The organism is Actinoplanes sp. L3-i22, assembly GCF_019704555.1.
Taxonomy (GTDB): Bacteria; Actinomycetota; Actinomycetes; order Mycobacteriales; family Micromonosporaceae; genus Actinoplanes.
Genome location: NZ_AP024745.1, coordinates 9,939,884 through 9,963,306 on the forward strand (window position 1 = coordinate 9,939,884; position 23,423 = coordinate 9,963,306).

A 23,423-nucleotide genomic window follows, 5' to 3' on the forward strand; every position below is an offset into this window, starting at 1 on the left:
CCGAGCATAGGGGGGACGTGCCGCCGATCGACCCCCTGATTTTCGGGCCGCAGGTGTGCGGCGTCCCCGAACGGGACGCCGGCGCGGGCCGGGAATGGCTGGTCACCGATGGTCTGGGCGGCTGGGCCGCGGGCACCGTGAGCGGCCTGCGGACCCGGCCCGAGCACGCCCTGCTGACCGTCGCCGGACCGGGACGAACACCACATGTGGCGCTGGCCGCACTCGACCTGACCGTGACGCTCCCCACAGGCACGAAGGTGCCGCTGTACACCCATGCGTGGCGGTCCGGGACCCTCGCGCCGGCCGGGCACCGGCTCCTGGAGACGTTCACCCTCGCCAACGGACTGCCGCGCTGGCGCTGGCGGATCGGCGACGTGGTGATCGAGCGCGAGCTGGCGTTCGTCCTCCGCGGCCCGTCCCTCGCGGTCCGGCACCGGGTGATCAGCGCCCCCGGCCCGGTCGGGCTGGCCGTCGCCGCGATGTGCACCTGGCGCGAGGCCGCCGGCAGCCGGCACGCCGACGGGCCGGGCCTGCGGATCGAGCGGGTCGCCGACGGCGTGCTGGTCGAGGGGGCGTACCGGCTGGCCGGCCCCGGCTGGCAGCCCGCCGGCCAGTGGCACCTGGGCGCCCGGATCGGCGCGCGGACCGAGGACCTCTGGCACGCCGGCAGCTTCAGCGCGCAGACCCGGCCCGGTGAGACGCTCGAGATCTCGGCCTGGGCCGGCAATCTCGCGGAACGGCCGCCGGCGCCGCCGGTGGTCCTGGCCGCCGCGCGCGAGCGCGCTCATCGCCTGGTCACCGCCGCCAAGGCCGAGGGGTACGCGGCGAGCCTCGCGCTGGCCGCGGACGCGTTCGTGATCCAGGCCGCGGACGGGCCCTCGCTCGCCGACGGCTACCCGTGGTCCGGACGGCCGGCGTCCCTCGCCGCCTACGAGGGCCTGTTCCTCGACACCGGGCGCGCCGACGAGGGCCGTGACCTGCTGCGCGCCCTGGTCGACCGCCCGTGGGACGACGCGGATCTCCCACTCTGGCTGGTGCACGCGGTCGACCGGCACGTCACCCGCACCGGGGACAGCGACCTGGCCCGCCTGCTCGCCGTCCCGCTCGGCCGGCTGCTGCGCCAGGCCCTGAACAACGGCGGCCCGCTGACCATGGACCCGGCCGACGGCCTGCTCACGGTCACGGCTGGTCCGCAGGCGCGGGCCGGCAAACTCGTCGAGGTCAACGCGCTGTGGGTGAACGCGCTCGCCGGGCTCGCCGACCTGCTCGCCGACGGCGGACGGGACGACGCCGAGCCACGGGCGCGGCACGCCCGGGCGCGGGAATCGTTCCTGCGGCGGTTCCCGGCGCCCGAGGGCTGGCTGCACGACGTGGTCGAAGGACCGGCGGCGCCGTACCCGCTCGGCGCCGGCACCCAGCACGACGATCCGACGCTGCGGCCGTACCAACTGCTCGGCTGGTCGCTGCCGCACGGCCCGATGCGCGGCGACGCCGGGACCGGGGTCCAGGCCTGCGGCGAGGCGCTGCTCACCCCGCTCGGGCTGCGGACCCTCGCCCCCGACGAGTACGGCTACGACGGCGCCCACCCGGAGCAGGGCCTGGTCCGGCCGTGGCTGATCGGACCGTACGCGGATGCTTGCACCGCCACCGGCCACCCGGTCGACGGCCTGCTCGACGGCCTCGCCGCGCACCTCGCCGAATGGGGCGTCGGCTCGATCGGCGAAGCCGCCCACGGCGACGCCCCGCACCCCGCGCTCGGCCGCCCCTTCGACGCCCTCGCCGTCGCCGAAACCCTCCGCGTCCAGACGAGGTACCAGCCATGACCCGGATCCTGATGCTCTCCTGGGAATACCCGCCGCTGCTGGTCGGCGGACTGGGGCGGCACGTGCACGCGCTCGCCGGCGCCCTGGCGCGGGCCGGGCATGAGGTGACCGTGGTGACCCGGCACGCTCCCGGGGCACTCTTCGAAGAACACTGCGAGGGGGTACGGGTGATCCGCGCACCGGAGGACCCGCCCGCCTTCACCGCCACCGGCGGCGACCTGCTCCCCTGGACCACCGCGTTCAACCACTCGCTGACCAGGGCCGCCCTGCGCGCCACCCGGGGCCGCCGGTACGACCTGGTGCACGCCCACGACTGGCTCGTCGCACACGCCGCGATGACCGTCCGCGACCACCTGGACGTCCCGCTCGTCGCCACCATCCACGCCACCGAGTCCGGCCGGCACCAGGGCTGGCTGCCGGCCGCCCACAACCGCACCATCGACGACGTCGAACGCTGGCTGTGCGCCGAGGCGACCCGCGTGATCGTCTGCTCGGAGTACATGCGCCACGAGGTCACCCGCCTGTTCGGGGTACCCGCCGACCGCACCGAGGTGGTCCGCAACGGGGTCGACGCGCTGCGCTGGCGGGCCCGGCCCCGGGCGGTCGCGGCCGCCCGCGCCCGATACGCCGGACCGGACGGGCCGCTGGTCAGCTTCGCCGGGCGGCTCGTCTACGAGAAGGGCGTCCAGCACCTGCTCGAAGCCGCGCCCGACCTGCGGAGCCGCTTCCCGGGACTGCGCCTGGTGGTGGCGGGCGACGGCCCGTACCGAAAAGAATTGGAACTTGTCGCCGAGCCCTGGGTGACCTTCCCCGGATTCCTGACCGGCCACGACCTGACCGCGCTGATGGCGGCCTCGGACTGCTACGTGGTGCCGAGCATCTACGAGCCGTTCGGCATGGTCGCCCTGGAAGCCGCGGCGGCCGGCACCCCGGTCGCGGTCGCGGCGACCGGCGGCCTCGCCGAGATCGTCGAACCCGGGGTGACCGGCGTGCACTTCCCACCCGGCTCCCCGGCCGCCCTGGCCGACGCGGTCGCCGGGGTGCTGAGCGACCGCGAGCGGGCCCGAGGGTTGGCGCTGCGGGCCCGCCTGCGGGTGATCGACGACTACAACTGGCCATCGATCGCCGACCAGACCGCCGCCGTCTACTCCGCCGCGGCCCCCACCCCGGCCACCAGCCCCGCCACACCCCAGCCAAAGCCCGTCATCGCGTCCCCACGCGTCCCGGTAGGTTGATCTCCCCCACCAGCAGCCCCCACGGGAGTTGCCGATTGCGATGGCTTCGGAGGTACGACTCCACGCACTGCCGTGGAAACCTCAGGCAGGGCGGCTGCTCGTGTATACCGCGAGAGCCGTGTAGGCGGCGGTGAGCAGCGGAACCGGGACGGCGTGCCGGCCCGCCTCGGTGACCAGGTCGCCGACGATGGCGTCGGCCTCGACCGGGAGGCCGGCGATCAGGTCGCGGTACATCGACGACGTGGTCGGCTCGGTGCTGGTGATCGTCGCGGTCAGGACGTCGCGGGCCTGGGGCCGGGGTGGATGGCCGGCCGCGGTGGCGACCGCGATCACCTCGTCGGCCAGGGCGCGCAGGAACTCCGGGCCGCCGGGGGCCGTGTTGATCGCGCCGATCGAGCCGCGCATCAGGGTCGTCGCCGCGCCCAGTGTGGCGAGCAGGACCCATTTCTCCCACATCTCCGCGACGATGTGCCGGGACGCGCGGGCGTCGAACCCGGCGCCGGTGAGTGTCTCGGTGACCGCGGCCAGGCGGGGGTCCGGGCCGTCGTCGAGGGGGCCGAACGCCAGGCGGGACAGGCCGGTCATCTGGACCACGTCGCCGTGCTCGTCCAGGGTTCCGTGGATCATGCAGAGGCCGCCCCAGACGTGCCCACGTCCGAATGCGCTGGTCAGCGCTTCCACGTGACGCATGCCGTTGAGCAGCGGGACGATCACGGTGTGCTCGCCGATTGCGCCGGCCAGGGTGGCGAGCACGCTGTCCAGCGCATGGCTCTTCACGGCGACGAGCACCACGTCGTACGTCTCAGTCGTGGTTTTGATCGTCCGCGGCGTCAGCCGCGTCTCGCCACCCGGCGCCTTGATCCGGAGGCCGCGTTCCGCGAGGGTCGCCGCCCGGGCCTCGCGGACCAGGAACGTCACGTCCCGGCCGGCCTGGGCCAGCCGGCCGCCGAAGTAACCGCCGGTCGCGCCGGCCCCGACGACGAGGATTCTCACCCGAGGCGCTCGTCCTCGAAACACCAGCGCCAGGTCTCGCCCGGCTCCAGCGACCGCATCACCGGGTGGCCGGACTCGGCGTGATGCGCCGACATGTGCCGCCGCGGCGACGAGTCGCAGCAGGCGACCAGGCCGCAGGTGAGGCAGAGCCGCAGGTGGACCCAGTCGTCGAAGCCTCCGGCCACGCACTGCGGGCAGCCGCCCTGGTAGGCGGTCTGCGGTGCCGGCTCGCCGGCCTCCTTGAGATGCTGGCAGATCACTCTTCACTCCGTCGCAGCTGGGACTCTTCCAGGTCGAGCTCGCGCTGGGCCCGGACCAGCACCTCTTCGGGGATCCGCCCCTCGTTGCGGGCGATCTTGAAGACGTGCCGTTCGGCTCTGATCATCTCGCGTCGCAACCGGCCGTACGCCGCCGAGGGGGTTTCCTGCCGCTGGCTGCCCAAACGTTCCCACGCGTTGTTGGACCGGCTCTCGACCAGGCCGCGCAGCCGGTCGACGACCGAGGCGGGCGCGCCGTCGGCGTTCTCGTCCAATGCTTCCAGGGCGGCGCGGCTGGCCGCGTGCTGGATCCCGGCCTCGGCCAGCGCGTCCTGCGTGCTGGTGTCCTCCCGCACGCCGAGCCGCCGGGCCAGCGCGGGCAGGGTGGTGCCCTGGACCAGCAGGGTGAGCACGATGATCGCGAAGGCGATGAAGACGAACAGCTCGCGCGGATAGTCCGGCACGCCGTCCTCGCCGGGGATCGGCAGGGTCTGCGCGGCGGCCAGGGTGACCACGCCGCGCATGCCGGCCCAGGCGATCACGGTCGGCACGGCGATCGGCGGGCGCTCCTCCCGGTTGCGCACCCGCGGGATCAGCCGGGCCAGGTAGGTCGCCGGGTACATCCAGAGGAACCGGACCGCCAGCAGCAGGCCGAAGACCAGCGAGGTGACGCTGATCGTGGTCGCCATGCTGGTCTCGATGCTGTCCACCACCATCCGCAGCTGGAGGCCGACCAGCAGGAACACCACGCCTTCCAGGAGGAACGTGGTGAGCCGCCAGACCGCGTCCATCTGCAGGCGGGAGGTGGCCGAGAGCAGGTACGGAATCCGGTGCCCCAGGTACAGCCCGGTGATCACCACGGCCACCACGCTGGACGCGCCCAGCTCCTCGGCGACGATCACCACGACGAACGGGGTGAGTAGCGACACAGCGTCGTCGAGAAGCGAGTCCTCGATCCATTTGTGCAGTTTCGCGGCGCCCACCGCGGCGATCATGCCGATCACGATGCCGCCGCCGGCCTTCAGCGCCACCTCGCCGGCGATCTCCCAGAACCCGACCGCGGCCCCGGCCAGCGCGCCCACCGACACCCGCACCAGCACCAGCGCGGTCGCGTCGTTGAGCAGGCTCTCGCCCTCCAGGATGGTGACCACCCGGCGGGGCAGGCCGATCTGACGGGCGATCGCGGTCGCCGAGACCGCGTCCGGCGGGGCGACGATCGCGCCGAGCGCGACGCAGGCCGCGAGCGGCGCCTGCGGGATCATCCAGTGCACGGCGAAGCCGATCACGAACGCGCTGAGCAGCACCAATCCGACCGCGAGCAGCAGGATCGGCCGCAGCGCGTGCCGGAACGCGGGCACCGAGGTCTGCAGCGCGGCCACGTAGAGCAGCGGCGGCAGGATGCCGATCAGCACCAGTTCCGGCTCGAGGTGCGCCTCCGGGAAACCCGGCACGTACGACAGCCCGAGACCGGCCACCAGCAGGACCAACGGCGCGACGAACCCGAGCCGGCGGGCGAGGGCCGCGCCGACAACCGAGATCGCCACGAGCACGACCGTGTCGACGATGCTCTCCATGGCCGGAAAGCTTATGTCAGGTCGTGCTCACCACGCCGGAGCGAGCCACGGTACGGGTGTAGGTGCCGTCGACGCCCTCGCGTAACCACTGTCCGTCGACCGAGAAGACGTACGGGGTCCCCGGCGTGAGACCGGTCACGGTCCCGGTCATCCAGCCGCAGCCGGTCGGCGTGACGGTGACCCAGCCCGGCACCTCGGGCTGCGCGCCGTTCACGAGCTTCTGACTCATCGCCAGGATGTGGTAGCTGACCAGCTCGGGAACGCCCGGGTTGAACCACTTCACCACGGCGCTGGTGCTGCCCGCGGTGACGTCCGCCCCGTTGATCTGGCCGCCCCGGAAGCCGGAGGTCCCGCAGTCGCTGCTGCTCGGCCGCGGGGTCGGCGACGTGGACTTGGTCGGCGACAGCGTGGCCGCGGCCAGCGGGGCGCGCGCCGAGAAGCTCGCCGAGGGCGACGGCGCGACGCTGCCGGTCGCCATCATCAGCCAGTTCGTCCCGGTCGGCGTCGGGGTGGCGGTCACGGACTTGGAGGAGGCGCAGGCGGCCAGCAACAGCGACCCGGCGAGCACGGGCAGAACGACGGCGGTAGCTTTCCGAATCCCCAGCACGTCCTTCAGGTTCGGGTCGACCCGCCGGGGGCTTAGTCCTGGTGGAAATGTTCCTGCGAGCGGCGGGCCAGATCCTTGGTGGCCGCCGAGTTGACCCAGGTGCCGAGGATCACGCCGGCGCCCGGGACCAGCTTGGCGAACATCTTCCGGGCGGCCCGCACCCCGGCCATCTGGGCGAGCTTCAGACTGAGTTTGATCAGCGTGCCGCCCTCGTGACCGGCGAACAGCCGGCTGGCGCGCTCCCGGCCGGCCGCGACCCCGAGCGCGGTCCGGGCGGTCTCCGCCACCTTGTGCACCTTCTGCAGCACGAGCAGGTCGATGGCGCGTTCCGGCGCGGCCGGGTCGGCGCCGTAGGCGGCGGCGATGTGCAGCACCATCCGGGCCTGGGTCCAGGCCAGGACGCCGACGTCGACGACCGCGCCGGGCAGGCCGGTGACGCCGGAGAGCGCGCCGGAGAGCCGGGCGAGCGTGGTGAAGTGCTTGACGGCCAGCCCGGCGAGCTCGTCCGGGGTCAGCTCCGCCCGGGTCCGGGCGGCCCACTCGGCGGCTTCCGGGCCGAGCCGGCGGACGGCTTCCAGGGCGAGGTGCTCGGGGGCGTACTGCGGGTCGGCCTTCATCCGCGCCCAGAGCGTGCCGGGCGGGACGGTGGCGTCTTCGGCGGACGGAGGGACCGGGACCGGATGTTGATTCAAGATCACTCCCAGGGGTTCTACCCACATAGTGGCGCGGGCGCGCACATCGGTTGCCCGGGTGTGTGAGATTTTCGTGTTGACTGTCACCGGCGGGCCGGAATGAACTCCCCGGACTCGCTGTTACCGCCGAAAAGCCCTTGTCATCGAGGAGGACTGCAGCGTGCTCGACCCACACGGGCTCTACGAAGTGGCCGGGGAACTGCCGGCCCTGGACGGCCCGGTGCTCATCCAGGCGCTCACCGGGTTCGTCGACGCGGGCAGCGCGATTCAGCTCGCCCGGGAGAACCTCCTGGAGAACCTGGACAGCGAGGTCGTCGCCACCTTCGACCTGGACCAGCTCCTCGACTACCGGTCCCGGCGCCCTCCGATGATCTTCGTGGCCGACCACTTCGAGAGCTACGAGGACCCGGTCCTCGCCCTGCACCTGGTCCGCGACCAGCTGGGCACCCCGTTCCTGCTGCTCACCGGCCCGGAGCCGGACCTGCAGTGGGAGCGGTTCATCGCGGCGATCACCGAGCTCATCGAGCGACTGGGCGTCAAGGTCACGATCGGCCTGAACGCGATCCCGATGGCCGTCCCGCACACCCGCCCGGCCGGCCTCACCGCGCACGCCACCGACAAGAGCCTGCTCGGCGAGCACGAGTCGTGGCTCCAGCGGGTGCAGGTGCCGGCCAGCGTCGGGAACCTGCTCGAGTTCCGGCTCGGGCAGAACGGGCACGACGCGCTGGGGTACGCCGCGCACGTCCCGCACTACCTGGCCCAGACCGGCTACCCGGCCGCCTCCGAGCTGCTGCTCGACTCCGTCTCCGGGAACACCGGGCTGGCGCTGCCGACCGGCAAGCTGCGCGAGTCGGCGAAGCTGGTCCGCGAAGAGGTGGACAAGCAGATCGCCGAGGACGAGCAGGCCGCGCGGCTGGTGACCTCGCTGGAGGCGCAGTACGACGCGTTCCTGCGGGGCCGGGCGAACAGTCTGCTGGCGGACTCGGACTCGGCGCTGCCCACGGCGGAGGAGCTCGGCGCGGAGCTGGAGCGCTTCCTCGCCGAGCAGACCCGCGACGATTAAGCCCGTACCTTAATCGATGATTTTCGGTCTTTAATCGACCTTGCTCTTCTGGAGCAGGAAGTCGATCACGGCGGGGAGCTGGGCGTCCCAGTAGGACCAGGCGTGCTCGCCTGGGCTGAACGTGCTGTCCAGCTCCACCCCGGTGGCCTTGCAGGCGGCGACGAACCGCCGGTTCTGGGTCAGCAGGTGGTCCTCGGTGCCGCAGCGCAGCATCAGCCGCGGTAGCCGCCGCCGGTCGGCGTTGCGCAGCAGATGCAGCAGGTCCTCGTCGCCTCCGGCGACGACCCGATCGGCGAAGACCCGGCCCACCAGGGCGCGCATGTGCGGCCGCAGATCATGTTCCTGGATGTACGCGAGGTCGAGCGCCCCGGAGAGCGTGGCCGCGGCAGCGAACCGCTCCGGCTCGCGCAGGGCCCACTTCATCGCGCCGTAACCACCCATGGACAAGCCTGCGACGTACGTGTCCTCGCGCCGCCCGGAGACCCGGAAGAACTGCTTGACCTTCTCCGGCAGCTCGGCCGAGAGAAAATCCCAGAAGCGCATCCCGTACGCCTCGTTGGCGTAGAAGCTGCGGTGCACCTGCGGCATGATCACCGCCAGCCCGTGCTCGGTGGCGTACCGCTCCACCGAGGTGAACCTGCTCCACGCGCTGTGGTCGTCGGTCAGCCCGTGCAGGAGATAGAGCACCGGCGGCGGGCCTTCACCGTCCCGGTCGGGGAGTATCACGGTCATCGAGGTGCGTAGTTCCAGCGCCTCGGAGTCGAAATCACACCGGATCAGGGCCACCCCGTCATTCTGTGCCCTCCCCCGGTCCCCGGCACTCCTCCCGTCCCGCCTCGTGGGAGTCCTTTATCGATCAGCTTCGTGCTTCCCCGGGCCCCCGGAGCGGTTGGGAATGTCGTACCCGTCGATTAGAATGTGTGTACGAAAGAGGGGCCCTGAGCTGCTGATCTTCGGAGGCTTTAGAACGCCTGTTCGACGGTTTGCGGCGCGAGTGAGGAGACCGACGTGACCACGTCCACCCTGTCCACGATCTCGACCAACCCCGTGCCCGTGATCCCGCCGTATGCCACGATGCTCGGCTTCACCCGCTACGTCTCCCGCACCGGCCCCGCGAAGGCCACGTTCGTCGGCGGGCTGCGCAAGCAGCGCGAGCGGCGCAGCGGGTTCAACCCGCACGGCCAGCTGGTCAAGGCACTGAAGGCGGACATCGCGTTCCGCACCGGCGGCAGCTACCTGACCGGCGTCGTCGATCTGGTGAAGGACCGATGGAAGCCGCTGTACGAGTCGCTGCGCGCCGGCGCCCGGACCTACCTGGCGTCGCTCGGCGACCCCGAGAAGATCACTCTCATCCAGACGCGCGACGCGCTGGCCAGCGTCGGGCCGCTCGCCGTGAAGATCAATCCGCACTTCGGGCTGCGCTTCGAGGACGGGCATCGCGAGGCGGTCCGGATCCACTTCGACGAGGAGCCGCCGGGCGCGGAGCTGGTCACGGCCATGCTGCATCTGATGGCCCGGCACATGGATCAGATCCTGCCGGACGCGGATCCGGTTCTGGTCGATCTCCGGCGTGGGGTGACGCATCGACTTAACCCGGCTACTCGGGTGGGGGATGTGGAGAGTTGGTTGTCGGGGGAGGCGGCGGCTTTTACCGCGATGTGGTCGGCTACGGCCGCCTGACGCGGGTTTCCGCCTTCGGCTCGGCCGGTCCGTCTCGGGCCGGCCGGGTTGGGCCGGGTTTGGTTGGGCCGGATTGGGCTGGGCCGTCTCGGGCCGGCCGGGTTGAGCTGGGCTGGGCTGGGTTTGGGCTGGGCTGGGTGCGGCTCTGCTTTTGACATGTGACCGGTCACGATTGGCCCTCGCACTGAGCCCGTTCCCCGGCGTGCTGCCCTGCGTCGGGGAACGGCCCTTTTCGCGCACGCCGCTGCCGGCTGCGGCTGCGGCTGCGGCTGCGGCTGCGGCTGCGGCTGCGGCTGCGGCTGCGGGAGAACCGGCTGGTCGGGTGGGTGGGTTCGCGGAGGTGGTCGGTTAGGGTGGGCGCGTGAGTCCGTTTCCCGGCGTTCTGCCGCCGCCCCGCGACTGAGCGGGGCGTGCGCCTCGCCGCCTGAGCGCTGCTCGGGCGGCGTCGTCGTGCTGCGTTCCGCTTGCCGATCCCGCCAGGACCGACTCACTCTCACGCGGAGCGTGCATGTTGTCGTTCTTCTCACCCAGCGCCCCGGCCGGGGCGCGGCTGAGCCTTCTCCAACTGTCCGTCGCCGGGGTGCTCTGGGGCACCGCCGGCGTTGTCGTCCAGGTCGTCGCGGGCCGTACCGGGCTCGGTGCCGTGGCGATCGGGTTCTACCGGCTGCTGTTCGCGGCCGGGACCATGCTGATCCTCGGGCTGCCCGCCCGCCGGCAGATCTGGGCCGCCGTCCGGTCCGCCCCGGCCGCGGTCATCGCCGCCGGGGTCGGGCTCGCGGCTTATCAGGCGTTGTACTTCATCGCCGTACGGCTCACCGGGGTCAGCATCGCGACCGTGGTCAGCCTCGGCCTCGCGCCGGTGCTGCTGAGCGTCTGGGAGACGATCCGTACCCGGCAGCGACCCGGGAACGCCGAGCTCGCCGCGTCGGCCGCCGCCGTGGTCGGCCTGGTGCTGATCTCCACGGTGACCGGCGAAGCAGCCACCGGCGGGGCCGGGGCGACGGCGACCGGGCTGGGGCTGCTCGCGGCGGTCGCGTCCGGCACGGTCTACGCCGCGTCGACGGCGTTGAGCCGGCGGACGACCCAGGGCGTACCCCCGCTGATCCTGACGACGCTCTCCTGCACGATCGGTGCGATCACGCTGGCGCCGATCGCCGTGTTCCAGGGCGTGGCGTTCACGCCGAGTCTCACCCCGATCGCGCTGCTCGCCTACCTGGGCGCGATCACTACGGCGCTGGCGTACGCCTGCTTCTACACCGGGTTGCGACACACCACCGGCAGTGTCGCCGTGGTGGTCACGCTCTTGGAGCCGTTGACCGCCGCGGTGCTCGCGGTCGTGCTCATCGGCGAGCCGCTCGCCCTGCCGACGATCGTCGGCGGGCTGCTCCTGATGGGTGCGGTGACCACGTTGTACCTGGGTGCCGGCCGCCCCGCCGGGAAACCGCAGGAGGAGCCCGCCGCCCGGACGTGACGCCCCGCCCGCCGCCCGGACGTGACGCCCCGCCCGCCGCGCGGAGGTGACGCCCCGCCCGCCGCGCGGAGGTGACGCCTCCGTGCGGTGGGCGAACGGCCGCGCCGGCGCGGGCATCCGGTGCGGGCACAGAGTCCCCGGCAGCATCGCAGAAAGCCGGAAGATCAGGTGCCTGCCCTGTGGACGAAGCGCCACTGTGGATAACTCCGGAGGGCCTCGAAATCCCGCTACGCTGATGGCCGTGAGCAGCGCATTCACCGTTTCCACCGAGCTCGCGGCGGCCGTCCGGGACGCCGTCGGCATCCGGCTGCGCGGTCGCGCCGATTCGGTCGGCGCGACCGAAGCAGCCGGGCGAACACCCCGGCGACCGGCTGGCGACCGACGAACAAAGCCGTTCCCTGATGGCCGACAGGTAGAGCACGGCGCTGCCGGCCGACAGGTAGAGCAGGGCGCTGCCGGACGACAAGTGGAGCAGCGCGCTGCCGGCCCACGAACAGAGCAGAAGATCAGCGGACGTCGAGAGGCAGCCGCACCAGGACCGTTGTCCCGTTGTCGTCACCGGTGAGGGAGATGCTGCCGTGATGCCGTTCCACCACCGCGCGGCTCAGCGTGAGCCCGAGCCCGCTCCCCGGCAACGTCCGATCATGCCCACGACTGGTCCGGTACCGGCCGGTGAAGAGCTTCTCCCGCTCGTCCCGGGGCACGTCCGCGGCCGCGTCCCAGACCGCCAGTTCCGCGGCGCGGCCGTCGCGGCGCAGGCTGACCTCGACGTGACCGCCGTCCGGGCTGTAGCGGATGGCGCTGCCGATCAGGTTCTCCACGATCTGCCGCAGCCGGTCCCGGTCGCCGGGCACGATCAGCTCGCCGGGCAGATCGGTGTCGATCACGACCGGGGCGGCGCCGATCGCGTCCCGGGTCCGGTCGACCACGTCGCGGACGACTTCGGCCAGGTCCATCGGGGTGCGCCGGACGTCGGCGTGCCCGGCGTCGAGCGCGGAGAGTTCCAGCAGCTCGTTGATGATCTCGCGGAGTTGCAGGGCGTTGCGCTCGACCACGGCGATCAGTCGCGGACCCTCCCGGACCAGGGTGGCCTCGTCCGCCTCGCGGAGCAGTTCGGTGTACGCGCTGATCGACGTGAGCGGTGTGCGCAGCTCATGCCCGATCAGCGCCAGGTACTCGTTCTTGCTCCGCACCAGCTGGCGTCGCAGATCCTCGACCCGGCGCCGCTCGACGAACTGTCCCAGGTGCGCGGCTATCCCGGACATCAGCGCGACCAGCTCGTCCTCGGGGTCCTCGACCGCGTCGGCGAAGACGGTCAGCACGCCGATCGTCCCGGTCCCGTCGTGCACCGGGATGGCGAGCGCGGTGTGCAGGCGTTCCCGCGTGGTGTCCGGGGAGATCAGGCTCTGCGGCCGGCCCACGTCCCGGATCCACAGCGGCTTGTCGACCTGCCAGGCCCGGCCGGCCAGCCCCTGGCCGTAGGTCAGCTGATCCGGCACCGGGATCCCGGTCGGCCAGCCCGGCGTGCTCCAGCGCGCCGCGGCCCGGATCGCCCCGGCGGCCGCGTCGACCATCCACAGCTCGGCGTGCACCCAGTCGAGGGTGGCGACGACGGCTTCGAGGACGCGTGGCCCGGCCGCCTCGATGCTGGGCGTCTCGGCGAGCGCGGTGGTCACCGCGAGCTCGCACGAGCGGAACCGTTCGGCCCGGCGCTGGCGGGTCACGTTCTGCATGGCCTGGACGGCGCCGACGACGCGCCCGTCCGGCCCGAGGATCGGCTGCGCGTCCATCAGGTAGTGCCGGGTCCGTTTGGTCCGCCCGGCCCGGACGACCGGCTCGTCCCGGAGACGTTCGCCGCCGAGCGCCCGGAACAGGCCGGGCTCGTCGGTGCCGGCCGGGTCGTCGGCCCAGAGCCGCCGCATCCGCTCGTTGGCGAAGACCACGTTCCCGGCGTCGTCGCAGGCGGTCACCCCGTCGTGCAGGCTCTCCAGCACCGCGTCCAGGAACCGATGCTGCTGTTCCAGCTCGTGCCGGGCGAGTTGCTCGCCGATCAGCAGCGTCGCCACCTCGGCGGCCTCCGCGACCGCGGACATCTGCTCCGGCGTCCACTCCCGGGGCCGCAGGTCGTAGGCGCAGCACACCCCGAGCACCTGCCCGAGCCGGTCGTGCACCGGATAGCCGAGGTAGGCGCCGCCGTGCTTGCGGACCACCCCGGGCGGCACGCGCTCGTCGGCGGTGGCGTCGTCGACGATCACCCCTCCGCCGCCGCGGACCACGAGCCCGCCGAGCGACCCGTCGAGGGCGGTGTCGGCGATCGCGTCCCAGTCGGCGGAGACCCCCCAGCTGCCGTAAAGCCGGAGCCGGTCCCCCTCGACGAACTGGATGCAGGCGCTGGGTGTCTGCGCGCCGCGGGCGGTCAGGGCGGCGAGCTGATCCGCGGTTCCGCTGGTCAGCACGCCCCGGTGCAGGTCCGGGTGGGCGCCGAGCACGTCCCGCAACGACGGGGGCCGCCGTTCCCCGCCGGACTGCGGCGGGGCGCCGATCGACCGCGGTTCGGTGGCGGCCGTCGCCGAGACAGGATGCTCGTCGACGGCCGTCCCCCCGTAAAGCTCGGCCGGGCGTGCGAGTGCCGCGGCTTCCGCCGCCCGGGTCCGTCCGGACCGCCCGGCGCCGGGGCCGGAGTCTTCTCGCCGCATGGCCGACCTCCACGTTCAGCCTAGAGGCGCGAAAACCCTAAAACCGGCAAATCCCTCGGCCAGGCGAGCTTTCTTCCCACGCTCCGCCGCACTCGTTCTTCACCCATTTGCCGGTACGACCGAAGCCCCGCCCACGGGACGAAAGGAGGCATTTCACGCAGAACGCCGACGGAAAGTCACGCTGCGAGGCGACGAGTGGGAAGGCGGCACTCCACGCATGGCGCGCCGCGGGGCACCGCATTCCTCGGGGGTGACCTTTGGGGGCGTACCCAGGGAGGTTTTAGATTTTGGCGAAGCGTAGGTCGGTGATGGGGCGGCCGGCCTCGGTGCCTCGGCGTTCGAACTTCGTCTCGGGGCGGGGGTGCGGCCCCGCCGGGAGGGGGGTCAGGAACGGGTCGGCGGTGAGGGTCTCGGTCATCGCCTCGGCGTACTCCGGCCAGTCGGTGGCGCAGTGCAGGATGCCGCCGGGGTGCAGGCGGTCGCGGAGCAGGGCTACGTTCGCGGGCTGGATCAGGCGGCGTTTGTGGTGGCGGGCCTTGGGCCACGGGTCCGGGAAGTAGACGTGCACGGCGGCCAGGGACTCCGGGGCCAGGCGGTGGACCAGCTGCATGGCGTCGCCCTCGGCGGCCCGGACATTCGTCAGGCCCAGCTCGCCGACCAGGGCCAGCAGGTTTCCGATGCCGGGGGTGTGCACCTCGATGCCGAGGTAGTTCCGGTCCGGGTCGGCGGCGGCCATCGCGGCGGTCGCGTCGCCCATGCCGAAGCCGATCTCGAGGACCGTGGGGGCGTCGCGGCCGAAGAGTTCCGGCAGGTCCAGCGGGGTGCGGTCGCCGTCGAGGACGGTCAGGCCGTAGCGGGGCCAGAGGGCGGCGTGGGCGTCGGCGTGCCGGAGGCTCATCCGCCCGCGGCGGGGGTGGAAGGTCCGGATTGGGCGGGCGGCGGCGGCGGAGTCAGTCATGGCGGCCACCACGATACGTCGTCACCGGAGCAGCCCCCAGGCAGCGGCGGGGTCGGGGCGGGGTGTCAGCGGAGTTGGGGTGTGGGCTGGGAGCCGGGGTGGAGGGGGGTGCGGGTGCCGGTTCGCAGGTCGATCAGGGTGACGCAGGAGCCGGACTTGGACTGGGCGGTGAGCAGGGCGCGGTTCGTGTCCAGGTAGGTCAGTTCGCGGTCCATCGGGGTGCCGATCGTGCGTTTCTTGCCGGTCCGTAGGTCCAGTTCGACGACGTGGATCGGCTCGTTGCCGGCTTTGGTCTCGCCCTCCTGGTAGGCGGTGTAGGCGAGTCGGGTGCCGTCCGGGCGCCAGGACGGGACTACGGCGAAGCCTCGGTTCTGGAGACTGCCGCCGCCGTAGGCCGCGATCATGCGTTCGGCGCCGGAGCCTACGGTTCCGATGGTCAGGCAGGCGTCGTAGACGGCGTCGCACTCGCCGCCGCGGAAGGCGATCTGTTTGCCGTCCGGGGACCAGGCGACCGCGTCGTCGACACGGAGGCGGTCGGCCAGGGTGCCGGTCACCGGTTCCGGAGTCGATTCGTCCGGAAGGTCCTCGCCCCGGCAGTCCCGCGGAAACAACACCTCGGGCTGCGCTGGGGCCGAAGAAGGCGAGACGGCGGAAGGCGAGGCCGCCGAACCCGAGGCCGCGGAAGGCGAGGCCGCGGAAGGCGAGGCCGCGGAAGGCGAGGCCGCGGAAGGCGAGGCCGCCGACACCGGGGCCGCGGCGGGGGGAACCGGGGCGGCCGGGGCTTTCGGGGCCGGGGAAACGGAGGCTGGGATCCGGTAGACGCCTGGGCCGCCCGTGCAGGACAAGGAGGAAAAAGCCAGCCACTTGCCGTCCGGGGACCAGGAGGGGCCGGATGCTGGGCGGGTGGTGAGGCGACGCAAGGCGGTGCCGTCGGGCTTCATGGTCCACAACTGACCTTTTCGGATCACGGCCAGCTGTTTGCCGTCGGGGGCGAACCGGGGGCGGGCGAACCCGCCCCCGGTGGTGAGGCGCTTCTCGGTCGGGCCGCTGCTGAGGTAGATGTCGCCGCTGCGGACGTACGCAATCGGGGTGGTTGGGGTTGTCGCATCAGCGGACCTTGCCGGAACAGCGGACGCCGAGGCCGGCGCCGGAGTGAGAACGAGACCGGCCAGAACCGCCGCCGCGCCCGCTGCCGTCTTGATCATGCTGACCTTCCCCCGCCTGCGTTTACGTCCTGCACCATCGTCGCAACCGACCCGCACCATTAGCGGTTTCCGCCGCGCGGATGGACCACGACCACCGATCCGTGTCTCAGCGGCGCGAATGGATCACCCGCACCGCCCCGCGCTTCAGCCGCCCGAGCCGCGTGGCCGGGCCGCCGCCGCGTGGCCGGGCCGCCGCCGCCGACCCGGACCTCAGCCACGCGGATTGGGCCGCCGCTGAGCCGGGCCTCAGCCAACGCGGATTGGGCCGCCGCCGACCCGGACCTCAGCCGCGCGGATTGGGCCGCCGCTGAGCCGGGCCTCAGCCACGCGGATTGGGCCGCCGCCGACCCGGGCCTCAGTCGCGTGGATGGACCACCGCCGCTGAGCCGCTGCCGCGGCGGACCGGCTCGGCGACTGCCAGCTGGCCGCCGTGGGCGGTGAACTCGATCGCTGTCGCGGCGCCGATCTCCGGAGCGTCCGCCCCGAAGACGTGACCGAGAGCGGTCAGCGCCGGCCCATACGTCGTGTGGAACGCCGGCTCCGCCTGGATCCCGGCCGTGTTGCGCTGTGCCGCCCGCGGCGCGGCGAGGGCCTGCGGCAGCGTGAGCCCCAGGTCGGTCCGCCCGTAGATGATCTGCAGGACGGTCGTGATGATCGTCGAACCGCCGGGCGCGCCGACCGCGAGGAACGGCTTGCCGTCCTTGAGCACGATCGTCGGCGACATCGAGCTGCGCGGCCGCTTGCCGGGGCCGGGCAGGTTCGGGTCGTCGAAGGTGCCCTGCGTGCCGGTGAAGTTGAAGTCGGTCAGCTCGTTGTTGAGCATGAAGCCGCGCCCGGGCACGACCATCCCGTTGCCGCCGAACTGCTCGAGGGTCAGCGTGTACTCGACGACGTTGCCCCATTTGTCGGCGACGGTGAGGTTGGTGGTGCTCATCCCGTTGTCCAGCGCCGCGGTGGCGGGGGCCGGCGTGCACCCGGAGGCGCCGAGGATGCCCGGCCCGACCGGCTTGGCCAGCGCCTTGTCCGGGGAGATCTGGCAGGCCCGCTGCCCGGCCCAGCGGTCCGAGAGCAGGGTCCGGAGCGTGGACTGCGGGGTGTACGCGCCCACGTACCGCCCCCGGTCGGCGAACGCCAGCGCGGACGCCTCGAGGTAGTAGTGCAGCTTCTCCACGGTCGTCGCGGAGTCGAGCGGCGACGCCTCCAGGATGTTCAGCGCCTCCCCCACGGTGCTGCCGCCACTGGACGGGGTGGACATGCCGTACACGGACAGGCCCTTGTAGTCGGCCTTGGTCGGTCCGGGGTGCCGGACCTGGTACTTGGCCAGATCGGCGGCGGTCAGCACACCGGGCCGGATCGGGTAGGCCCACGGCGACGACGGGGTGGCCGAGACGGCCGGGTGCGCCACCGTCTTCAGCAGGTCCGCGCCGACCGCGCCGCGGTAGAACGCACCGGTCCCCTGCCGGGCGATCAGCCGGTAGGTCGCGGCCAGGTCCGGGTTGCGGATCGTCGTCCCGACCGCGGGCGGCGCGCCGTCCGGCAGGTACAGCGCCTTGGTCGCGTCGAACTGCCCGAACGCGGCGGCGTTCTCGGTGACCTGCCGGCGGAACTCGCCGTCCACGGTGTACCCGCGGTCGGCGACCTTCGCGGCGTCGGTGAGGGCGCCGCTCAGCGACCGGGTCCCCCACTGCTTCGCCGCCGACTCCCAGGTGGCCAGGGTGCCGGGCACGCCGACCGAGAGGCCGCTGACCCGGGCCTCGTCGAAGGCGTACGGCTGCCCGGTCGCCGGGTTCACGAAGTAGGCCGGGGTCATCGTCGCCGGGCCGGCCTCCCGGCCGTCGATGGTGAAGACCTGCCGCTTGCGGGCGTCGTAGTAGACGAAGAACCCGCCGCCGCCGATCCCGGAGGCGAACGGCTCGGTCACGCCGAGGGTGGCGGCCGCCGCGACCGCCGCGTCGACCGCGTTGCCGCCGCGCCGCAGGACCTCGAGCCCGGCGGCGGTCGCGGTGGCGTCCACGGTCGCGATGGCTCCGCCGTACCCCTGGGCAGTTGGGGTTTTCTCGAAAGCTTCGGAAGCGGAGGCCGGCGTCGCCAGCCCCAGCGTAGTGAGCGAAAGCGCAGCCAGCGCCGTAAGGAACCGCATCGGCCCTCCAGACAGGACAGTGTCGGTTGTCAATCCCTGCCTACCGCTGATCACAGCCCGGCACAACCTTTGCAACGACTAACCGATACCGAACGGCTCGGGTTCGACTGCCGGGCACGTGGCGCCGGGGACCGGGAGCGTGAGGTCGATCAGGTAGCGCTCGACCGCCGTCTTGACGCAGGGGCTGTGCGAATACGCGACGTGCCCCCAGCCCTGATAGGTCAGCAGGCGCGCGGACGGCCCGAGCTGCGCGGCCACCTGCTGCGCCCAGGCGTGCCCGGTCGCCGGGTCGTGCAGCGCGTTGACCAGCAGCATCGGCATCTTCGCCGGGGCCAGCCGGCGCTGCGGCGTGGCCGGCGGGCTCGGCCAGCCGACGCAGCCCGCGGCCGCCGACAGGGCGATCGGCGAGGCGCGGACCTGCGGCGCGATCTTCGCGAGGGCATCAATTCTTTTTCGGTACGCGGTGAAATCGCCGACCGGAAGTGACCAGTCCCCGCAGAACACCGCCGGGAAGCTGTTCGGGGTGATGTCGATCGGCGGCACCGCGGCGCGCCCGGACGCCTTCCCCGGATAGGCGGCGTCCTCCAGGTAGTGGGCGAAGGAGAACCACTGCGGGTCGTAGAACGCGCTGAACGCGGCCGAGATCAGCTCCCACTCACCGAGCTTGGCCGGCGGGTCGTACGGATCCTCGAGCGTCCCGGCCCGCGCCCGCACCATCAGGTTCGCCCAGAGCTGCGGGATGTTCCGGCCGCGCAGCACGCACCGGGCGTCCCGCGCGCACCAGGTCACGAACTCGTTGAAGGAGTCCTGCACGGACGCGGTCTCCTGGGTGAGGAACGTGTCCACGTCGACGCTGTGGTCCATCACGCTGTCCAGCACCACGGCCCGGGTGGTGCCCGGGTACGTGTCGCCGTAGAGCTCGCCGATCAGCGAGCCGTAGGACGCCCCGAAGATGCTGACCTTCGGCTCGCCGAGCGAGGTCCGCAGCGCCTCGACGTCCCGGACCACGCTGCCGGTGTCGGCGTGCCGGACGACCGGCCCGCTGCGTGCGGTGCAGTCGGCGGCCAGCCGGCGGTTGTAGTCGGCGAGGGCGGCGAACCCGGCCGCGCTGCCGACCAGCGGCGACGGTTTCGCGTCGACCAGGGTCTGCGAGCAGAGCACCGGCGCGCTGCGGCCCACCCCGCGCGGGTCGAGCCCGATGATGTCGAACCGTTTCCGCACCTCGGGGCTGAAGAAGTCGCCGTCCAGCGCCATGTTGACGGCCGAGCCGCCGGGGCCGCCGGGGTTGACGACCAGGACGCCGATCCGGCGGGCCGGGTCGGTCGCCTTCCGCCGGGCCATCTGCAGCTCGATCGACGACCCGTAGGGATCCTTCCAGTCGGCGGGCACCCGCATCTTCCCGCACTCGACCTGGGCGTCCTCGGGACAGACCGCCCAGGTCACCACGGGGGTGGCCAGCGCCGGCCGGGCGAACCCGGACAGGCCGGCAAGGGTGAGGATCGCGACCGTGGCCGGCCACCGCAAAGCTCGCAAAACCCGACTCTCCGCCCTGCGCGGCGGGTGTCGGCCGCGCGGCACTCATCTTGGGCCGCGGTTGCGCAACGATTCCGAAGAATGCCCGATTGTGCATCATATGGGGCATTCCTGCGTCGATGGGCGTGGCATCGTTTAACGATGCCGACCGTCACACGCCTGGCTCTCGCCGCCGCCGGCGCCGCGATGCTGACCGCCTGCTCCACCGACCAGCCCACCGCCGCCCCCACCGTCGATCCGGTGCCGTCGGCCGCGGCCGTCTCCACCGCGCCGAGCGCGGGCGCGGCGGCCCGGAAACCGGATCTGAGCGCCACCCCGGAGACGATCGCCACCGGCATCCAGGTGCCGTGGGGTCTGGCGTTCCTGCCGGACGGCAGCGCGCTGGTCGCCGAGCGGCAGACCGGCGACATCTACCAGGTCCGGCCGGGCGCCGAGAAGAAGAAGGTCTACACCGTCGCCGGGGTGCGGCCCGGCGGCGAGGGTGGCCTGCTCGGGCTCGCGGTCCGGGACGACTGGGTGTTCGCGTATTTCACCGGGGAGAACGACAACCGGATCGTCCGCTTCCGGCTGACCGGGAACGACGATCCTCAGGTGATCTTCAAGGGGCTGGACCGCGGCGGCCGGCACAACGGCGGGCGGCTCGCGATCGGGCCGGACGGGATGCTCTACGTCGGCACCGGGGACGCCGGCGACGAGTCGCAGTCGCAGAACCGCGACGATCCGAACGGCAAGATCCTCCGGCTGACCGCGGAGGGTAAGCCGGCGCCGGGGAACCCGTGGCCGGGCTCACCGGTCTGGAGCCTGGGCCACCGCAACGTGCAGGGCCTGGCCTGGGACGCGCAGGGCCGGATGTACGGGATCGAGTTCGGCCAGGACACCTGGGACGAGGTGAACATCATCCAGCCGGGGAAGAACTACGGCTGGCCGGAGGTCGAGGGCAAGGCCGGTGACGCGCGGTTCACCGACCCGATCGTGCAGTGGCGCACCGACGACGCGTCCCCGAGCGGGGCCGCCGTCTCCGGCGACACGCTCTACGTGGCAGGCCTCAAGGGCGAACGGTTGTGGACCGTCCCGCTGGGTGGCGGGACGGCCAAGGCGGAACTGAGCGGTAGGTACGGACGGCTGCGCACGGTCGCCGTGGCCGCCGATGGTTCGCTGTGGCTGACCACCTCGAACACCGACGGCCGCGGCGACCCGCGCGACGGCGATGACCGGATCCTTCGATTCCCGGCCCGATGACGCCTCAGCGATTGCTGTTCGGCGGGATCTGTGGGAGGGACGCGATGGCCTGCGCGTAAATCGCCATCTGTTTCGCGTTGGGGACCACGCCGTAGACCCGGAGCTGGTCCTGCAGGGCCTGCTTGACCTGGTCCTCGGCTTGACCCCGATGGGTCTGGGAGACACGGTTGACGACGTAGTCGACACGGAGCTGCACCTGCCAGCCAGCGGTGCGCTGGCCGCCCGAGGCGAGGCTGCTGATAGAGGCGAGGGGTTCCATGCCCGGGTAATCGGACGCACAGGTACCTGTCTTGAAGATATGAGGACCCTGTGCAACGAGACCGCACCCGGGGCACACCCCGTCGCATATCAGGGCTGCGAAACGTCCTCCTCGTCCACCGTTTCCACCGGCTTGGGCGGATTGAGCCGCAGCCAGAGCAGCATGAACAGGCCGAGCGCGAGCATCGCCAGCCCCATCCACAGGTTGATCCGGACCCCCTGGGCCTTGTCGATCTCGGCGGGGGTGTCGAAGACGCCGATCAGGGTGACGATCACGCCGTACAGGGTGAACATCCCGCCGATGATCGCGCGCAGATCAAAGAGTCGATTCATAGCAACCTCACCAGAACGGGATGTACAGAACGATGGCCAGGCCCACGGCGATGCCACCGAGCAGCACCGGGTTACGCCACCAGACCTTGTCGCCGGCGACGATCGTCTCGGCCGAGGTGCTCGAGCCGGCCAGGCCGTAGACCAGGCCGCGCAGCTCCTCGTCCGGCTTGCTCGGGGTGAACAGGGTGACGATGAACGCCACCACGACCGCGGTGACGAACGCGGCGCCGGCCCCCCAGAAGCTCTCCTCCAGGTCGGAGTTGAACGCGAAGACGTCGCCGAGGTATCCGAGGTAGAGCGTCAAGGAGGCGAGGAACCCGAGCAACAGGGACCAGAAGCCGGCCCAGGGAGACATCCGCTTCCAGAACATGCCGACGATGAACGTCGCGAACAGTGGCGCGTTGAACAGCGAGAACAGCGCCTGGATGTAGTTCATGATGTTGTTGAAGTCGGCCGCGATGAACGCGGTGCCGATCCCGATCACGACGCCGACGATCGTGGCGATCCGGCCGACCCGCAGGTAGTAGCCGTCGGGGCGGTCCTTGCGGATGTAGGACTGCCAGATGTCGTACGTGAAGACGGTGTTGAATCCGCTCACGTTGGCCGCCATCCCGGCCATGAACGACGCCACCAGACCGGTCACCGCCACCCCGAGCACGCCGTTGGGCAGCAGGTCGCGCATCAGCAGCGGGATCGCGTAGTCGTACTTCAACGCCCCCTCGTCCGCGCCCAGGCCCTGCACGGTGACCAGGGCGATCAGGCCGGGGATCACGGTGACCACGGGAATCAGCAGCTTGGGGAACGCGCCGATGATCGGGGTGCGCCGGGCGGCGTTCATGTCCTTGGCGCTGAGCGCCCGCTGCACCTCGGCGAAGTTCGTGGTCCAGTACCCGAACGAGAGCACGAAGCCGAGCCCGAAGATGATCCCGATCCAGCTGGCGCCGAGCGGGTTGTCGGTGCTCGCGGTGTTGCTGAAGGTGTGCAGCGCGGCGTCACCGAGCTTGCTGGACTGCACCTTCTCCACCAGGCCGTGCCAGCCGCCGACCTTGACCAGGCCGATGATCGTGATCGGGATCAGCCCGGCCAGGATCACGAAGAACTGCAGCACCTCGTTGTAGATCGCCGAGGACAGGCCGCCGAGCGTGATGTAGGACAACACGATCGCCGCGCCGATCACGATGGACAGCCAGAGCGGCCAGCCGAGCAGCGCCTGCAGGATGAGCGCGAGGGCGTAGAGGTTGACGCCGGCGATCAGCACCTGGGCCACCGCGAAGCTGATCGCGTTGAACAGGTGGGTGGGCCGGTTGAACCGCCGCCGCAGGAACTCGGGGACGCTGCGGACCTTGGATCCGTAGTAGAACGGCATCATCACGATGCCGAGGAAGACCATCGCCGGGACCGCGCCGACCCAGTAGTAGTGCAGGGTCATCATGCCGTACTGCGCGCCGTTGGCGGCCATGCCGATGATCTCGAGGGCGCCGAGGTTGGCCGACACGAAGGCCAGGCCGGTCACCCAGGCCGGCATCGACCGGCCGGAGAGGAAGAAGTCGGAGCTGTTCCTGATGGCCTGCCGGGCCATGAAGCCGACTCCGAGAACAGTGATGAAATAGATCGCGAGGATCAGATAATCGACGAAGTGCACGTCGAGCCGGAGACCACTCACGGG

Annotated in this window: 20 protein-coding genes; 6 read left to right on the forward strand and 14 right to left on the reverse strand. The window is 71.8% G+C overall.

What is annotated here, in order from left to right:
• Window positions 1-17: 17 nt before the first annotated feature.
• Both L3i22_RS44140 and L3i22_RS44145 read left to right on the forward strand, forming a co-directional pair.
• Window positions 18-1,823, forward strand: a complete 1,806-nt coding sequence (locus tag L3i22_RS44140) for a glycogen debranching enzyme N-terminal domain-containing protein (RefSeq protein WP_370644297.1) — start codon at window positions 18-20, stop codon at window positions 1,821-1,823.
• Entirely contained in the window at window positions 1,820-3,058 is a 1,239-nt protein-coding gene (locus tag L3i22_RS44145; protein WP_221323387.1) for a glycosyltransferase family 4 protein, read from the forward strand. Before L3i22_RS44140 ends, L3i22_RS44145 begins: the two co-directional genes overlap by 4 nt.
• 81 nt (window positions 3,059-3,139) lie before the next feature.
• Here L3i22_RS44145 and L3i22_RS44150 read toward each other — a convergent pair whose 3' ends face one another.
• The 5 genes from L3i22_RS44150 to L3i22_RS44170 are packed head-to-tail and all read right to left on the reverse strand — an operon-like array spanning window position 3,140 to window position 7,181.
• Entirely contained in the window at window positions 3,140-4,051 is a 912-nt protein-coding gene (locus L3i22_RS44150; protein ID WP_221323388.1) for a ketopantoate reductase family protein, read from the reverse strand.
• On the reverse strand, window positions 4,048-4,311 hold the full coding sequence (locus L3i22_RS44155; protein ID WP_221323389.1) for a UBP-type zinc finger domain-containing protein: 264 nt from the start codon (window positions 4,309-4,311) through the stop codon (window positions 4,048-4,050). Before L3i22_RS44155 ends, L3i22_RS44150 begins: the two co-directional genes overlap by 4 nt.
• On the reverse strand, window positions 4,308-5,882 hold the full coding sequence (locus tag L3i22_RS44160) for a Na+/H+ antiporter (protein ID WP_221323390.1): 1,575 nt from the start codon (window positions 5,880-5,882) through the stop codon (window positions 4,308-4,310). Before L3i22_RS44160 ends, L3i22_RS44155 begins: the two co-directional genes overlap by 4 nt.
• 16 nt (window positions 5,883-5,898) lie before the next feature.
• Window positions 5,899-6,489: a fibronectin type III domain-containing protein gene (locus tag L3i22_RS44165; protein ID WP_221323391.1), complete on the reverse strand. Its 591-nt coding sequence runs from the start codon at window positions 6,487-6,489 to the stop codon at window positions 5,899-5,901.
• 32 nt (window positions 6,490-6,521) lie between these two features.
• Window positions 6,522-7,181 (reverse strand): EcsC family protein, encoded by a 660-nt coding sequence (locus L3i22_RS44170; RefSeq protein ID WP_255657617.1) that lies wholly within the window; start codon window positions 7,179-7,181, stop codon window positions 6,522-6,524.
• Window positions 7,182-7,341: 160 nt separating this feature from the next.
• Between L3i22_RS44170 and L3i22_RS44175 the strand changes: the two genes are divergently transcribed.
• Window positions 7,342-8,244, forward strand: coding sequence for a proteasome assembly chaperone family protein (locus tag L3i22_RS44175; protein ID WP_221323393.1), 903 nt, complete (start codon window positions 7,342-7,344; stop codon window positions 8,242-8,244).
• Window positions 8,245-8,274: 30 nt separating this feature from the next.
• Here the strand turns inward: L3i22_RS44175 and L3i22_RS44180 are convergent, their stop codons facing one another.
• Entirely contained in the window at window positions 8,275-9,030 is a 756-nt protein-coding gene (locus tag L3i22_RS44180) for an alpha/beta hydrolase family protein (RefSeq protein WP_221323394.1), read from the reverse strand.
• A 288-nt stretch (window positions 9,031-9,318) separates the two neighbouring features.
• On the opposite strand from L3i22_RS44180, the gene L3i22_RS44185 reads away from it, so the two are divergent.
• Both L3i22_RS44185 and L3i22_RS44190 read left to right on the forward strand, forming a co-directional pair.
• Window positions 9,319-9,924: a hypothetical protein gene (locus L3i22_RS44185; protein WP_221330443.1), complete on the forward strand. Its 606-nt coding sequence runs from the start codon at window positions 9,319-9,321 to the stop codon at window positions 9,922-9,924.
• 508 nt (window positions 9,925-10,432) lie between these two features.
• Window positions 10,433-11,395 (forward strand): DMT family transporter, encoded by a 963-nt coding sequence (locus L3i22_RS44190; protein ID WP_221323395.1) that lies wholly within the window; start codon window positions 10,433-10,435, stop codon window positions 11,393-11,395.
• A gap of 506 nt (window positions 11,396-11,901) precedes the next feature.
• Here the strand turns inward: L3i22_RS44190 and L3i22_RS44195 are convergent.
• The 5 genes from L3i22_RS44195 to L3i22_RS44215 form a co-directional block, all read right to left on the reverse strand.
• Window positions 11,902-14,091, reverse strand: a complete 2,190-nt coding sequence (locus tag L3i22_RS44195; RefSeq protein WP_221323396.1) for an ATP-binding protein — start codon at window positions 14,089-14,091, stop codon at window positions 11,902-11,904.
• A 280-nt stretch (window positions 14,092-14,371) separates the two neighbouring features.
• Window positions 14,372-15,049 (reverse strand): tRNA (guanosine(46)-N7)-methyltransferase TrmB, encoded by a 678-nt coding sequence (trmB, locus tag L3i22_RS44200; protein WP_221323397.1) that lies wholly within the window; start codon window positions 15,047-15,049, stop codon window positions 14,372-14,374.
• Between the two features lie 65 nt (window positions 15,050-15,114).
• Window positions 15,115-15,603 (reverse strand): hypothetical protein, encoded by a 489-nt coding sequence (locus tag L3i22_RS44205; protein WP_221323398.1) that lies wholly within the window; start codon window positions 15,601-15,603, stop codon window positions 15,115-15,117.
• A 1,006-nt stretch (window positions 15,604-16,609) separates the two neighbouring features.
• Window positions 16,610-18,394 carry a gamma-glutamyltransferase family protein gene (locus L3i22_RS44210; protein ID WP_221323399.1) on the reverse strand — a complete coding sequence of 595 codons (1,785 nt, stop codon included), beginning with the start codon at window positions 18,392-18,394 and terminating at the stop codon, window positions 16,610-16,612.
• Between the two features lie 78 nt (window positions 18,395-18,472).
• Window positions 18,473-19,927, reverse strand: coding sequence for an alpha/beta hydrolase (locus L3i22_RS44215; protein WP_221323400.1), 1,455 nt, complete (start codon window positions 19,925-19,927; stop codon window positions 18,473-18,475).
• Window positions 19,928-20,068: 141 nt separating this feature from the next.
• On the opposite strand from L3i22_RS44215, the gene L3i22_RS44220 reads away from it, so the two are divergent.
• A complete protein-coding gene (locus L3i22_RS44220; protein WP_221323401.1) occupies window positions 20,069-21,166 on the forward strand; it encodes a sorbosone dehydrogenase family protein in 1,098 nt (365 codons plus the stop codon).
• A gap of 4 nt (window positions 21,167-21,170) precedes the next feature.
• On the opposite strand, the gene L3i22_RS44225 is transcribed toward L3i22_RS44220, so the two are convergent.
• The 3 genes from L3i22_RS44225 to L3i22_RS44235 all read right to left on the reverse strand — a co-directional run bounded on the left by L3i22_RS44225 (window position 21,171) and on the right by L3i22_RS44235 (window position 23,420).
• Window positions 21,171-21,425, reverse strand: coding sequence for a hypothetical protein (locus tag L3i22_RS44225; RefSeq protein ID WP_221323402.1), 255 nt, complete (start codon window positions 21,423-21,425; stop codon window positions 21,171-21,173).
• A gap of 89 nt (window positions 21,426-21,514) precedes the next feature.
• A complete protein-coding gene (locus L3i22_RS44230) occupies window positions 21,515-21,757 on the reverse strand; it encodes a hypothetical protein (RefSeq protein WP_221323403.1) in 243 nt (80 codons plus the stop codon).
• A 7-nt stretch (window positions 21,758-21,764) separates the two neighbouring features.
• Window positions 21,765-23,420 carry a sodium:solute symporter family protein gene (locus L3i22_RS44235; RefSeq protein ID WP_255657618.1) on the reverse strand — a complete coding sequence of 552 codons (1,656 nt, stop codon included), beginning with the start codon at window positions 23,418-23,420 and terminating at the stop codon, window positions 21,765-21,767.
• Window positions 23,421-23,423 lie beyond the last annotated feature (3 nt).